Annotated in this window: 13 protein-coding genes; 10 read left to right on the plus strand and 3 right to left on the minus strand. The window is 55.4% G+C overall.

Going from position 1 to position 13,977, the window contains the following annotated elements:
* The first annotated feature begins 109 nt into the window (after positions 1-109).
* The 5 genes from ACWHYZ_RS12660 (at position 110) to ACWHYZ_RS12680 (ending at position 4,821) form a co-directional block, all read left to right on the plus strand.
* Complete coding sequence (locus tag ACWHYZ_RS12660) at positions 110-844, plus strand: HD-GYP domain-containing protein (protein WP_447983054.1); 735 nt, start codon at positions 110-112, stop codon at positions 842-844.
* Positions 845-965: 121 nt separating this feature from the next.
* Positions 966-2,207: a carboxylesterase family protein gene (locus ACWHYZ_RS12665; RefSeq protein ID WP_447983055.1), complete on the plus strand. Its 1,242-nt coding sequence runs from the start codon at positions 966-968 to the stop codon at positions 2,205-2,207.
* Positions 2,208-2,655: 448 nt separating this feature from the next.
* Positions 2,656-2,892, plus strand: coding sequence for a hypothetical protein (locus tag ACWHYZ_RS12670; protein WP_447983056.1), 237 nt, complete (start codon positions 2,656-2,658; stop codon positions 2,890-2,892).
* Entirely contained in the window at positions 2,889-4,058 is a 1,170-nt protein-coding gene (locus ACWHYZ_RS12675; RefSeq protein WP_447983057.1) for an MFS transporter, read from the plus strand. The genes ACWHYZ_RS12670 and ACWHYZ_RS12675 overlap by 4 nt, the downstream gene beginning before the upstream one ends.
* A gap of 106 nt (positions 4,059-4,164) precedes the next feature.
* On the plus strand, positions 4,165-4,821 hold the full coding sequence (locus ACWHYZ_RS12680; protein WP_447983058.1) for a riboflavin synthase: 657 nt from the start codon (positions 4,165-4,167) through the stop codon (positions 4,819-4,821).
* Between the two features lie 184 nt (positions 4,822-5,005).
* Here the strand turns inward: ACWHYZ_RS12680 and acs are convergent, their stop codons facing one another.
* Positions 5,006-6,895: an acetate--CoA ligase gene (gene acs, locus ACWHYZ_RS12685; protein ID WP_447987579.1), complete on the minus strand. Its 1,890-nt coding sequence runs from the start codon at positions 6,893-6,895 to the stop codon at positions 5,006-5,008.
* Between the two features lie 138 nt (positions 6,896-7,033).
* Here acs and ACWHYZ_RS12690 point away from each other — a divergent pair, with 138 nt between their 5' ends.
* Positions 7,034-8,404 (plus strand): caspase family protein, encoded by a 1,371-nt coding sequence (locus ACWHYZ_RS12690; RefSeq protein WP_447983059.1) that lies wholly within the window; start codon positions 7,034-7,036, stop codon positions 8,402-8,404.
* On the opposite strand, the gene ACWHYZ_RS12695 is transcribed toward ACWHYZ_RS12690, so the two are convergent.
* The gene (locus tag ACWHYZ_RS12695) at positions 8,405-8,575 is read right to left on the minus strand and encodes a hypothetical protein (protein ID WP_447983060.1); all 171 of its coding nucleotides are present in this window, start codon (positions 8,573-8,575) and stop codon (positions 8,405-8,407) included.
* Between the two features lie 200 nt (positions 8,576-8,775).
* Here ACWHYZ_RS12695 and ACWHYZ_RS12700 point away from each other — a divergent pair, with 200 nt between their 5' ends.
* The 4 genes from ACWHYZ_RS12700 (at position 8,776) to ACWHYZ_RS12715 (ending at position 12,674) form a co-directional block, all read left to right on the plus strand.
* Complete coding sequence (locus tag ACWHYZ_RS12700) at positions 8,776-9,327, plus strand: LPP20 family lipoprotein (protein ID WP_447983061.1); 552 nt, start codon at positions 8,776-8,778, stop codon at positions 9,325-9,327.
* A gap of 50 nt (positions 9,328-9,377) precedes the next feature.
* Entirely contained in the window at positions 9,378-10,007 is a 630-nt protein-coding gene (locus ACWHYZ_RS12705; RefSeq protein WP_447983062.1) for a penicillin-binding protein activator LpoB, read from the plus strand.
* A 265-nt stretch (positions 10,008-10,272) separates the two neighbouring features.
* The gene (locus tag ACWHYZ_RS12710) at positions 10,273-11,523 is read left to right on the plus strand and encodes a COG3014 family protein (protein ID WP_447983063.1); all 1,251 of its coding nucleotides are present in this window, start codon (positions 10,273-10,275) and stop codon (positions 11,521-11,523) included.
* A 23-nt stretch (positions 11,524-11,546) separates the two neighbouring features.
* The gene (locus ACWHYZ_RS12715) at positions 11,547-12,674 is read left to right on the plus strand and encodes an LPP20 family lipoprotein (protein WP_447983064.1); all 1,128 of its coding nucleotides are present in this window, start codon (positions 11,547-11,549) and stop codon (positions 12,672-12,674) included.
* An 86-nt stretch (positions 12,675-12,760) separates the two neighbouring features.
* On the opposite strand, the gene ACWHYZ_RS12720 is transcribed toward ACWHYZ_RS12715, so the two are convergent.
* Entirely contained in the window at positions 12,761-13,846 is a 1,086-nt protein-coding gene (locus ACWHYZ_RS12720; RefSeq protein WP_447983065.1) for a HEAT repeat domain-containing protein, read from the minus strand.
* Between the last annotated feature and the right edge of the window lie 131 nt (positions 13,847-13,977).

The raw sequence follows: 13,977 nt of genomic DNA on the forward strand, positions 1-13,977 counted from the left end.
AATACGTATTCGTCCTAGCCTCGCCCTCTTGCGTTGCGAATTCCTAGTAAATATCAGCATTCCTTATCACCATCAGCAACTGGCACTCCTTTTGCTGTAACGCGCTGCCATGAAAGACCTCAACCAAGGAGTGATGATGAAGCAGGCGACGACGGCCCTGACAGCGTTTGAAGCAGCCCTGGATAGTCGTGATAGCGCAACATACGCACATTGCCAGCGGACGGCCAGTATGGCAGTCGTATTGGGACGCCGCCTCGGGTTGTCTGAGGAGCAATTGCTCACACTTGAGCGGGGTGTCTTCCTTCACGACATCGGGAAGATCCACGTTCCCGAGCGCATTCTCAAGAAATCAGGACTTCTAGAAGAAGCGGACTGGAAAATCATGCGGGGCCATGCCGTGACGGGCTACGCCATGCTCAGCTCAAACCCGGCATTGACCGAGGTGGCCGCTATTGTCTTAGCCCATCATGAACGCTACGACGGCACCGGATATCCGCATCGTCTGGAAGGGGATGACATTCCGTTCGGAGCGAGAATTTGTGCCGTAGCCGACTGCTTTGACATGCTTATCGCAGCCGATCATTCATACCGCCGCGCCATGAGTGTGTCGGAGGCGTGGGCATACATCCGTTCCCAACAAGGCCGACACTTCGATCCAGTCGTCGTAGAAGCGTTTCTCTCAATCACGCCAGCCCAATGGCGCCACATCCATGCTGCCTCGTCAGAGCCGCAACTGCGTCGCGTGGATTGGAGCATGGTACGCCAGCCATCATTGGATAGCTTCAATGCCTCTCCTTTTGACAACATTTCATCAAAGGTGGTAGCGTGCTGCGGTGCATCGTAAGTCTGCTTTCCTCCACGATGATTCTTACCTTCTGACTATTTCGCGATCCGTTCGGCGTATTGCGCATACCCGCGCGTTATTGTGGCTTACGTTCTTGGCATGCGGCCTCCTGGTCGGCCTGATGACTGTCTCTACTGGACCGGGCGCTGCTGCTGGTCCTAAACCGGCACTGCTCCCAGATCTCGTCAATGAGTATGTCGACACCTCTGATAGTGACAGGGCCAGCGCCATCCTTGTAGACATCCTCAAGCATCCCCAAGCAGATGTGGAAACTGTGCAGAGAATTCTTAGCAATGGCCGCGTTTACGCCACCCAACCGGTCGGGCTTCAGCCTAGTGTCCCAATGCACGTGCACGGTCGCTCATTTCGCTATGGGCTGTATGTTCCATCCAATTACGAGCCGTCCAAGCCCTATGCGTTGGTGATCTGTCTGCATGGAGCAGGGTTCACCGGCGACGCGTATCTGGAACGTTGGCAGACCCGCCTTGCCGATGGGTATCTTGTCGCATGCCCGACGTTGCCGCAAGGGAACTGGTGGACGCGCGAGGCGGCAGACGTTGTCCTTGCGACGCTTCGTGCGGTGCAGTCGCAATATCACGTGGATCCGAACCGGATCTTTCTCACCGGCATGTCAAATGGAGGCATTGGTGTCTATCTGGTCGGCAGCCATTACGCACCCCTCTTTGCCGGGCTTGCACCTATGGCCAGCGGACTCGACGACGTGCTTCTTCCGTTTCTTGAAAACCTTCGACACACTCCGGTCTACCTGATTCATGGAACGCAGGATCAAGTCATGCCCGTCGAATTGAGCCGGACGGTTGCGCAGGCGCTCACACGGCTCGGGTACGCATTCACGTACCGTGAACATGACCGCAGCCATCCGGTCGCGGGCGGACACTATTTTCCTCGTGAGGAACTCCCTGATCTTGTCGCCTGGTTCGGCACACACCGTCGTGATCCTTTTCCGAAGCGCGTCACCGTGGTGCGCGATGCGACTCACTTATCTCCGTTTTCGTGGGTGCGTATCGATGCCACTGACCAAATCGCGGCATTCAGCGACAATCTTGTTGACCGACGAGACGACGCGATTAAAAATCGGCTGTATGCCAAGCTGGATGCTGAAATTGTCGGCCTTAACCGTATTGAAGTGCGTACCGAGCGAGTCAGGCGGTATACTCTTTTTCTGAACCAGCACTTGGTCGATCTGGCACAGCCAATTACCGTCGTCACGAATGGGCGGGTGAGTTACGAAGGAGCGTTGACGCCAAGTATGGAGACGCTGCTTCGAGAAGCGCGCCAGCGTCACGATCGATCGTTGCTTTTCCTAGGCATGTTGACCCTTCCGGTTGATTCCAATCCATGACATGTCACGGTATCCAGGTTTGTCGTCCTTTGTCTTCTGTTAAGTGGAGTCGCTCATGGCACATCGACTGACGCGTGTCGCCTTGCGTTTGAGCACGGCCACATGTCGTTTCCAGTGGATCAACTCACATCCGAATCTCGGTGTTTACTCGCCGGTGTGATCGATCACCCAACGCTTCCGGCGTGATCGGACCGGATCAGACTCCCATTGGTATCGAGCTGTACGCGGTGGGTGAGTGACGGCGATGGTGCCGAAGGACTGTTGGTGCTTGTGTTTCGCGATGTGCACACGCGCATCTATTATATTGACGGCCGGCATCCCAGTGCGCTATTTCCCACGATGAGGGCAAAAACAGCGGTGTTCTTGCGAATCATGACTGAGCCGGCACTGCCCCGGCCGATCCATGGTGCAGACTACGCTAGCCTCCTATACGAGATTTGAAGATGGTATGCTCTCCCGACTATTGCGTCTCTTTCAACCGCTCGTTACCCGGGCTGCGAACGCCCCGTTGACGAAAGAATTCGGCATGACACATCGACTCGGTCTCTTGATCGCAGAGCAGCCTCAGCGAGTCCTTCGTGAAGCGACAGGGATCTCTGAGGCCACGTCCGATGATCGTCAAGCGCTTCTTGCCCTCTTGCGCACCGAGGCTGCTTCCTCTGATCCTGCCGATGCATGCCCATGATCTGGACGCGTAGTTTCGTCCTCCTCTGCGGAGTCGGTATCTTTTGCTTCATCAGTTACAACCTGGTCCGGATGCCCGTGCTGGCGCTCTTTGCCCAATCATTAGGAGCTGGCCCTGAGAGCATCGGACTGGTCGTGTCGGTATCGACACTCACCGGCGTCTTCCTTAAACTGCCATCGGGTGCCCTGTCAGACCTCTATGGGCGGCGACTGCTGTTGCGAGTCGGAGTCGTCGCCTTTGGGTTGCCACCGTTCATCTACCCCTTCATTCAGGATGTGAACGCCTTGATTGCCCTCCGTTTTGTGCATGGACTCGCTACGGCCATCTTTGCGCCGAGCGCACTCGCAACCGTGGCCGATCTGTACCGCGAACGGCGCGGCGCAGCGATGGGGACCTATACGGCCTGCACGCAGGCCGGTGCGCTACTGGGGCCGGTGTTGGGTGGTTGGTTGGTGTACGCGGCAGGCTTCCCTGTGACGTTTGTGACAGCCGGAGTCTTTGGTTGTCTGGGCGTGATGTTATTTGCGCTGCTTCACTTGAATCCCCCTCCACCGCGCGTGAAAGAAAAAGGGCTGAGGCCGGTGCTGGACGACATGTGGAAGGGGTTTCGCATCGTCGCACAAAACACGCGTGTGCTGGTGACGAGCGCAACCGATGGCGCCAAAATGATCGCCAACGGAGCATTGATGGCCTTTCTCCCGATCTATGCCGTGTCCATCGGATTGAATCCCGGCCAAGCCGGCTTGCTGTTCGGCGTTCAAGGCGTCACCTCATTCCTATCGAAACCCGTGATGGGCCGCGTCTCCGATCAGGTCGGACGGAAGCCGCTCATCATGATCGGTCTGCTGATATGCGCGGCGACGTTCGTCCTCATCCCTCAGGTGCAGTCGTTCCCGATTCTATTGATATTGGCCGCCGGGTTCGGATTCGGAGAAGCCGTGGTCACATCATCCACCTCCGCGTTTGTCGCCGACGTGTCCGAACTGAAGACTCTCGGCGCTGCGATGGGTATGCAGGGCACGATCTCCGATATCGGCCACGCCAGCGGGCCTCTATTGGCCGGACTGCTCATTGCCAACCTCCAGTATCAGTGGGCCTTTGCTGTGATCGCCATGATTCAGCTCATGGCGGCTGTGAGTTTTTGGATACTGGTGAAGGAGTCCTGACTGTTTCTCGTTCATGATTGCGATGTTATAATTCTTTTCTGACGGGTGCTGAGTCTGAAATTAGAGCTGCGGTCATCAAGGAAACGAGAGTGTAGCGCGAGGGGATATGTTTACGGGTATTGTTGAGGAAATGGGCGCGATTAAAAGTATGACGCGGACCCTCACGGGTATGCGACTCAGCATTCTGGCATCAACTATCATGAGTGACCTGGCGCTCGGAGCGAGTGTCAGCGTCAATGGCGCGTGTTTAACCGTCGTAGAACTGGATGAGCGAGAATTTTCCGTCGACGTGTCTAGTGAAACGCTTTCAGTTACGACGTTAGGGAAATTATCCCCCGGGGCTCCGCTGAATCTGGAGCGCGCGATGAAACTGAATCAACGACTGGGTGGGCATATGGTCTCCGGCCATGTCGATGCAGTAGGCATTCTCCGCAATCGTCAACAAGACGGGGAGACGCTGCGGCTCTCAATCGAGGCACCCAAGGACATCCTCCGTTATTGCGTATCCAAAGGTTCGATCACCGTCGATGGGATCAGCTTAACGGTCAATGACGTCACTGAGCGCGCATTCTCCGTGGCGATCATTCCGCATACCGCCAAAGTGACGACCTTGGGGTTCAAACAGATCGGAGATGCGGTCAACCTGGAATCAGACTTGATCGGCAAATATGTTGAACGATTACTGCAAGAACGTGGACAGGTTCAAGCCAAGCCGGCGCCGGTAATCGACAAAGACTATCTACAGAAACGCGGGCTGATTTAGCAAGCTGCTGAAAAAGCTCCCCAGCTGCGTTCTCAGTCGCTCGGATCGCTCAACGTACTAGAAGTACGCCTCTCGATCCAAGCTTCCCTGCGGCCTTGGCCCGGAAGGGGCGGGTCTTGGCACGCCTGGGGTGGGTGGGTGTAATGAGAGCTTTTTGAGCAGCCTGCAATAATAATTGGCCTAGTCACTCCTCAATCGTCGAAATATCCCCTGGATCCTGCCCAAGTTCTTTGGCTTTCAAGACCCGTCGCATAATTTTGCCTGACCGTGTTTTCGGGAGGGAAGCGACAATCTCAATTTCATGCGGCACGGCGATCTTCCCCAACTCCTTTAACACATGATCTTTCATTGATTGCACGAGCTCGCGGCTGTCTTCATGGCCTTGCTTGAGAATCACGAATGCCTTGATGGATTCTCCGGCAGTCTTGTGCGGCTTCCCAATCACAGCGGCTTCCGCAACGGCTTGATGGCTGACCAACGCACTTTCCACTTCGGCCGTTCCGATGCGATTTCCGGCCACCTTAATGACGTCGTCGGCCCGTCCCATAAACCAGAAGTATCCGTCCTCATCCTTGCGACAGACGTCCCCGGCGGTGTAGCAGTTAGGAATGGTATTCCAGTAAACCAGGTACCGGTCGGGATCTCTATAGATGGTCCGCATCATGCCGGGCCATGGTTTCTTCACGACCGCAAAACCACCGGCATTCGCCGGCAGTGGCTTGCCCTGCCTATCGACGACATCGGCTTCCACGCCCAGGAACGGACGCGTGGCGGACCCCGGCTTTAACGGAACGGTCGGGAGGGGCGAGATTAGGATCATACCCGTCTCGGTCTGCCACCACGTGTCCATGATCGGCTTATTGCTGCCGGTCACACGGTGATACCACTCCCATGCTTCAGGATTGATCGGCTCGCCCACGCTGCCGAGGATGCGCAAGGTGGAGAGATCATACTTTCTGGGCCATTCTTCACCGTATTTCATGAGTAATCGGACGGCCGTCGGGGTGGTGTAGAAAATCGACACGCCGTAGCGCTCGATCAGGTCCCACCATCGGCCGGGGTTTGGATAATCCGGCTTACCTTCAGCCATCAATATGGTGGCACCGTTGAGTAACGGTCCATAGACAATATAACTATGACCGGTCACCCAACCTGGATCCGCCACACAAAAATAGACGTCCTCTTCCCTGAGGTCGAAGATGTATTTGGTCGTAATGTACGTTCCCACCATATAACCGCCATGCACATGGACAACGCCCTTCGGTTTTCCTGTGGTGCCTGACGTATAGAGAATATAGAGCGGGGTTTCCGAATCAAGCGGTTCGGCCTCGCACGTCGCTTTCTGGCTCTTCATCCAGTCGTCCCAGTCGACTTCCTTTGGGCCGGAGAGGGTGATGCCTGGCTTTTCGCGCCGGACGACGACGACGGTTTCGACCGTCTCGCAGTTCGCCACCGCCTGATCCACGACGCTCTTCAGATTAAGGCTTTTCCCTCGATCGTACCCGACATCCGCGGTAATGACGACGCGGGCCTCGGCATCTTGAATCCGACTGGCTAAGGCGGGAGCACTGAACCCGGAATAGACGACGCTGTGAATCAAGCCGATGCGTGCACAGGCCAACATGGCGACGATCTGCTCCGGAATTTTCGGCAAATAAATGGTGACGCGATCTCCCTGACGGAGCCCCAAGGCTTTCAAGGCGTTTGCGCAGCGATTGACCTGGCGGTGGAGTTCACCATAGGTAAAGACTCGTTCTTCTCCCTGTTCGCCCACCCACATGATGGCGACTTTATTTTTCCGCCAGGTTTTCACGTGCCGGTCCAGGCAGTTGTAGGAAATATTGCAGGTGGCGCCGACGAACCATTTGGCCCACGGATAATTCCACTCCAAGACCTTGTTCCACGGCCTAAACCACTCAAGTTCCTTCGCAACGTCGCCCCAGAAGGTCTCCGGGTCAGCAATGGATTTCGCATACGCGGCATCGTAATCCTTGATATACGCCTGGCATTTCGTGTCTTGCGTTGGATGCACTACCCGATCAGTGCGCTGCAAGCTATTCAGTTTCTCGTCCATGCTCATGGTTCGATCCTCATGATTACGGTGTCACGACCATTGGAGAAGGCGCCCAATTATGATTGACCCGCTAAGTCGGTTCAAGCCTTTGCGTTCAATTCCTTGACACTGTGCGGAAGGCAAGGGTAGCATTCAGCCATGTCTGTGCGACCGAAGACGATCCGTCAACTGAGTCTCGCGACAGTCCTCATCCTTCTCTTCGTCTTCACTCCCAACGCTCATAGTCAGTTGGGGAAGCCGGAGGTTCTGTACTATAAATCCTGGGCCGTGGTTATGGGAATTGATGACTATGTTGTGGCGCCGAAACTTGGAAGCGCCGTGGCTGATGCAAAAGCCGTGGCCGGCGCGTTTCGGCGTCTCGGTTTTGACGAAGTCATCGAGCTCTATAATAAGGATGCCAGTTTGAAGCGTTTGAATACCTTATTGAATGATATTCTGCCGCGGAAGGTAGGACGGCAAGATCGATTAGTTATCTACTTTGCCGGACATGCTGGCATCACGCAAGACATGAACGGGAAGGATCTGGGCTATCTCGTGCCATGGGATGCTCAGGTCAATAATGCAGCGAAATCGATCACCTTGGACGAACTCAAAGAATTTTCGCGTCGGGTCATGTCGAGGCATGTCTTGTTTCTGTTGGATACCGCGGTGGCCGGCTGGGACGTGACGCCCCCCCAACAGCTCTCTCTTGAAGGCCGGTCGGCGCCGGAAATGGAAACAGAGAAGCGCGCGATTCAGGTCTTGACCGCCGCGGGCAAAGGGGAAGCCGTCGTTCGCACGGAATCGCCGGATGCCTTTGTCCAGGCCATCCTGGCGGGGCTACAAGGCGCCGCCGATACGGATAACAATGGATGGCTTCTTGCGAGCGAATTGGCGGCGTATGTCACCCAAGAGGTCGAGAAAAAATCCGGGGGTTCTCAACATCCCCAATTTGCGAGACTGCATGGAGAAGGTGACACGATCCTGATCGAGGGGCAGAAGGCTTCATTCAAAGGTGGAGGCGACAAAACAGAGGCCGAGAAGATCGCAGCAGCTAAGGAAGAATATGAGCAGGCCTTTTCAATGTTGCAGCAACAGCAATCTGCACAAGAGGCTTTGGCGCGGCTCAATAAAGCCTTAGAGTATTATCCGAACTATGGCGATGCGTATGTGTTAAAGAGCTATATCTACCTAGAACATGTGCCGAATTTGGCGGAAGCGTTATCGGCGGCTCAATCGGCAGTGAGATTTGCGCCAAATAATCCGGACTCGTCTTACACCCTTGGATTAGTGCTGCAGCGTACGGGGCAATTCACTGAAGCCGAGCGAGCGATGCGGCAAGCCTTGGCGGTGAATCCGAATTATTCCGATGTTTACCTTTCCCTCGGCGATCTCTACGCCGAAGACCTGAAGGACAAAGCCAAAGCACTCGACGCGTACCGGCGTCACCTCGAAACCGGAGGCGTGGAAGGCCGCGCAAAAGCGTACATCGAGCAGAACGGCAGCGCCCCCCTTTCGACCATCCAGTAGTCAGGCTTGCGCCCCGCCTTTCAGGTACCCGAGCCCGATTTTCAGCGCTCGCCGCGTAATTTCAGCCCAACGGGCCTCCGGATACTCGGCTAACACTGCCGCCGCCTTCTGATCTTGAACCTCTAATTCCGTGACTTTGATAATGCCGTCTTGGATGCTCACGTGTGCCACCGGTGTCCTCGTGCTGATAAGGTTAATTGGAAGAACTGGCAAGAAACCGTCAATCGAGCAATTCGTGTTTCATTGACAGTGATAGGGGTGAATGCTAGCATAAATCACGCTGTTGTTTAACGTCCCTACGTAGGCATTGAGCGAAATACACACACATCGATAAAGTAACTCGTCTGTCAGTTGACACAAGGAGGGTTCCCATGATCACCAAGACAGGGCTGTCCCGGTTGATTGGCGGTGGAATGGTGGCCATCATGATAGTTGCGTTGACCGCGTGCGGCGGTCCACCGAAATGGGTGAAGCAGGGCTCAAGTTTTAACGACAAGGCGTTCTATGGCGTGGGAGCGGTCAATGGTGTCAAGAATGAGCCGCTGGCATGGGAAGCCGCCCAAAATCGTGCCCGCGCTGAAGTCGCCCGAAACTTTGAAACATACACAGCATATTTGATGCGTGATTATGCTGCTTCCACGACGGCCGGAGACTTTACGAAGAACACGGAAGAGCAGAATATCGAGCGCGCAATCAAGACATTTAGCGCCGTCACACTCAGCGGCGTGCGGCAAGAGGAGCGTTACAAAGATGAGAAGAGCGGCACGTATTATGTGCTTGCCAAGCTGAACCTGGCCGATGTGAAAGAGCAATTAGCTCAAGCCAAGGAACTGAACGGCCAGGTGCGTGACTTTGTGCGAAAGAATGCCGATCGGCTCTTTGACCGTCTCGAAAAGGAAGAAGATAAGAAATCGGCAAAATAGGCCCCAGGGGTGATCAAGCACGATCCTCACTTGAGATGAAGGAGATGGTAATGCGGCACGTGCAGGGTTCGGCAGGTCGGCACGTTCTATCGGGAGCGATGATCGCCATCACGATGCTCGCCATAGGTGGATGCGCCAAAGAGACCAGGGTGACCCGTGTCGACACTGGTGTGGTCACAGACCTGAGCGGACGCTGGAACGATACCGACTCACAGCAAGTAGCCGAAACCATGGTAAGGGAAGCCCTCAGCTATCCGTGGTTGGACAACTACGTCAAGTCCAAGGGGCATCAACCGGTGGTGGTGGTCGGAACGGTGGTGAATCGGAGCCACGAACATATCAATACGCAGACCTTCATCACCGATCTCCAACGTGAGCTCACGAACTCGCAAAAAGTGACCTTCGTCGCAGGCAAGAGTGAACGTGAGGAGTTGCGTGAAGAACGGCGAGAGCAAGCGGTCCACGCCCGCGAAGATACGCAACGGGCCGCTGGAAAAGAAATCGGCGCTGATTATATGATGAAAGGGAACATTTCCACGATCCTCGATGAAGCGGACGGAACCAAGGCCGTGTTTTACCAGGTGGACTTGGAACTCATCGATCTCGAAAGCAACGTCAAGACTTGGTACGGCCAAAAGAAAATTAAGAAAGTGGTGGAACGTAAGCGCATGCTCTTTTAACCGTATTCTGTTGAATCCCTCCTTTTTATTGCCCTGGCGCCTTGCGAGTGCGTCTCACTTTAGTGTTTCTACATCCGTTCGCCCTTATCTTCTCGCCTGCATCATCGGGCTCTGTACGTCCGGATGCGCACATACGTCTACCCGGTATGCTCTCGTAGAGGACAGTCTCCGGGTTGGGGATGCGCAGCGTGCCGTCCAGATCATTCAACAAGCTGAGGGGGAATATGGACCGGAGAGCCGCCTCCTTTATGATATGGATCAAGGGATGACGCTGCACGTGGCCGGCCAATATCAGGCGAGCAATACCATATTGGATCAGGCGGAAGATGAGGTCGAGCGACTCTATACGCGGCGGGTGAGATCTGAGACGAAGGCGTTTTTGACCAATGATTCCAAGTTACCTTATGAAGGCGAACCGTACGAACAGACCATGATTAACGTGATCAAGGCGCTCAATTACGCCGCCATGGGAAACTGGACCGAGGCCGTGGTCGAGGCACGGCGAATCGATCACCGATTAAACGTCCTAACGGACAGAACTAGCGCAAAAGAGGGCTATCGGGATGATGCCTTTGCCCGCTATCTCTCGGGACTGCTCTACGAAGTCTCTGGGGATCTCAATAACGCCTTCATTTCCTATCGTAAGGCCTATGAGTTATATGGCGCCGTGCGTTCATGGACGCACGTTGCGCTGCCGCCTATGCTCCGAGCCGACCTGCTGCGCATGACTGAGGCACTTCACATGACTCAGGAGCACGAGGAATATAAGCAACAGTTTCCCGATGTGATCTGGCGTCCCTATCAAGAAACAAAAGAACTGGGACAGATTGTACTTGTCAGTCACATGGGAGGTGCGCCTCACAAAGAGGATCGGATGATCGACGTGCCGGTCAGCTTGGATGCGTTGAATCTTGTCCTGATTTCAAATGCCTTGGGCAATCAGTACCGGGGCAACAATCCCGAGCAACGGGCGGCCGAAAGCGTACTCTATGGACTCAACGGCCACGTCGTTCGGGTGGCTATCCCGGCGCTCGTGTCTCAAAAAACGCAGGTGGCTTACGGACAGATGACGCTCACCGGTCCTGGAGGATCATACACCGCCAAAACCCAGTTGATGCAGAATTTAACCGCTGTGGCGGAACGAGCACTGTCCGATCGCGTGGCCGGCATTGCGGCAAAGGCCGTTGCTCGAGCGGCCGTGAAATACACTATGGCCGAAGGCATCGGTCGAGGCGCGCACGCGGCCGCAGGAAAGGATACGGGGCCACTGATTGGATTGATTGTCGGGAGTTTAGCAAAGGCATGGGCCGTTGCTTCCGAAGAAGCGGACAAGCGCACGTGGCGAACCTTGCCGGACGAGATTCAGATTGCAAAATTGTGGGTGCCTCCCGGCGAGTACGAATTCAGGACACAGTATTCGAGACGAGACACCGGTCACATGGCTCCAAACCTGGTCAAGACCTTGACCATTCGCAGTGGTGAAACAAAATTGTTCAGCGAACGCGTGGTGCCATGACTAGGCGTAGGCGGAGGACGACCATGTTGGCGAAGACCATTTCTTTCACAATCGTCATGGGCCTGCTGATGGCGGTTTCTCAGGGATGCGGGTGGGGTCGCTCCAATTCCCCCTCATGGATTCAAGGTGTGAGTCCACAATATCCTGACGAGCGCTATCTCACAGGCGTCGGGCAGGCCGATTCAAGGACCGCGGCCGGCGAGCGTGCGTATGGCGCCGTCGCGAAAATCTTCAAAGCCGAAATCACGGCTCAATCCCGGGATTGGGAGTCCTATCTCGTGCTGGAGAAACGCGGACAGACCAATGCCGAGCGGCATCTGACCTTGGATCAGATTACAAAAGTCTCGACGGATAAGGTCATTGAGAATGTAAAAATACTCGACACGTGGGTCGACCCCAAGACCGGCCAGCACTATGCCCTTGCCGGGATGGATCGCGCTCAAGCCGGAGCAGCATTGGTAGAACGGATGAATGAGATGGATCAAGCTGTCGAGACGGAACTGGCTGAAGCGCGCCAGACGCACGATAAGTTGGCCAAGGTAAGAAATCTGCGGCGCGCCGTCAAAAATCTGGTGCTCAGAGAAGCCTATAATGCCGACTTACGAGTGATTCGGGGGAGCGGGCAGGGGAATCCGCCCCCACGTCAAGTCGCGGAACTGACCTCTGAATTAGAGCACTTCATGGCTGAACAACTGCCAGTTGCCGTAGAGGTCTCGGGCGATCAAGCGGAGGTCACGCGGCGTGCCCTGACGGAAGGACTGCTTCGCGAAGGCCTGGTCGTTTCTCAGAATGGAGACGGCACATCGCCGGAGCTGTTGGTGAAGGGCGCGGTGGAGTTGTGGGATGTCTCCCTTCCTGACCCTCGCTTTCGCTATGCTCGATGGTGCAGCGATTTTGTCATTACCGAAGTGTCGACGCAACGGATTGTCGGCGCGGTATCGATCGGTGGCCGAGAAGGGCACCTCACACCCACGGAAGCCATGGCACGAGCCATTCGAGTCATGCAGCAAGAACTCACGTCTCATCTTGGCAAGACACTGGCGGCTTACATCTATGGGGACGCCGCGCCACCAACCGAACTCCCACCGGCTTCCTGTCCCAAGAAAGAAGAAAAATCTCCGTCCCAACCTCCTGGCCTTCATCCTTTATGAGCTCGCTGCCGGAACGAAGCTAGCCATTGGCGAGCCTCTACGCATCGCCGTTGTGTTACTGAAGATCCTCATTTCTCAGCACCGTCTTAATTGAACTGATCGAACGTATCGACCTGTTTGAGACTCCAGTTCAACGCCTCTTTTAACCGTTGAACCTGTTCGCCATCCCTTCCCTGTCCGTCAACATCGGATGTTTGCAACGTTCGATAGAGCGCATAGATCGGCTCATAGGCACGCTTGTCCGGAAGCTTGCCGAGCGCCCAGGCCGCTTCCGTTTGTACGGCGAGATTGTCGCTCTTCAATGCCTGAATGAGCGGCGGGATGATCGAGAAGTCACCGTGCAGCGCGCCGACCTGACCAAGCCCCTTTGCGGCTACCGCTTGTCGTTCCGGCTTGCCGGTCTCTAAGACGTCGACCAAGGCTGAAATGCTCTCCTTCTGACCGATGTTCCCCAACGCCAGGGCCGCTGCGTTCGCAATGGTCACGTCAGGATCCCTGAGTGCGATGAGCAGCCGCGGGACGGCTTCCGTCGCGAACATTTCTCCCAACTGGGCGATGATTTTGGCTTTCAGTGCAGGGCTCACCTCAGCGCTATCGAGACGCTTCAGTAGCCGGTCTTCCTGCCCCCATTCGGCGGCTAACAGAATCGGAAAATGATACTCCTCCAACCGCTCTCTGAGTTTCTCCAAAGCAAACGAGCCGACATTATCTACGTGTGCGTCCGCTGCGGCTTGGCGCGCATCCTGAAATGTTGTACGAACTTCTTTATGCCAACCCAGTTTTTTTCCATCCAATAGATAGAGTAATTGGCACGCCGGCCCTTTCCACACGCGGGAAGGAGAGTCCGGCAGATCGGCGTCGCCGCCTGATGCTGCCGTCCCTTCCCATGTCTTGTGTTGCTCGCACTTGATCCGCAGCGCGACATCATGCGGCTGGTTCGGATCGATCACCACGGTATAGCCAAGCATCTGCATCCGCCTGACTACCGTATCGGTGAGTGGCCCGGAGTCCGTGTCGCCCTGATCTGTTATGGCTACCGTTTCAACCAGGACACGCTGAATCTTCTCGAGTTTGGTCTTTTGGTCGGCCGTCAGCGTATCACGTCTGGCATCGCTATCGGACGTGACGAACACCATAATAATTAGCAAGAGAGACCTGATGAATGCCATCATGAATGCCTCCCAATGGGAAAAAGAATAAGGACGAACGGAAGCAGATCTCGGTTGACTCTACCGAAGCGAGTGGGCCGTTCGCAAGGGATGGCGGGCCCGCATGATTGAGGATGCTTCGTTCCGAAATTTCT

This window comes from Nitrospira sp. Nam74 (genome assembly GCF_965152615.1).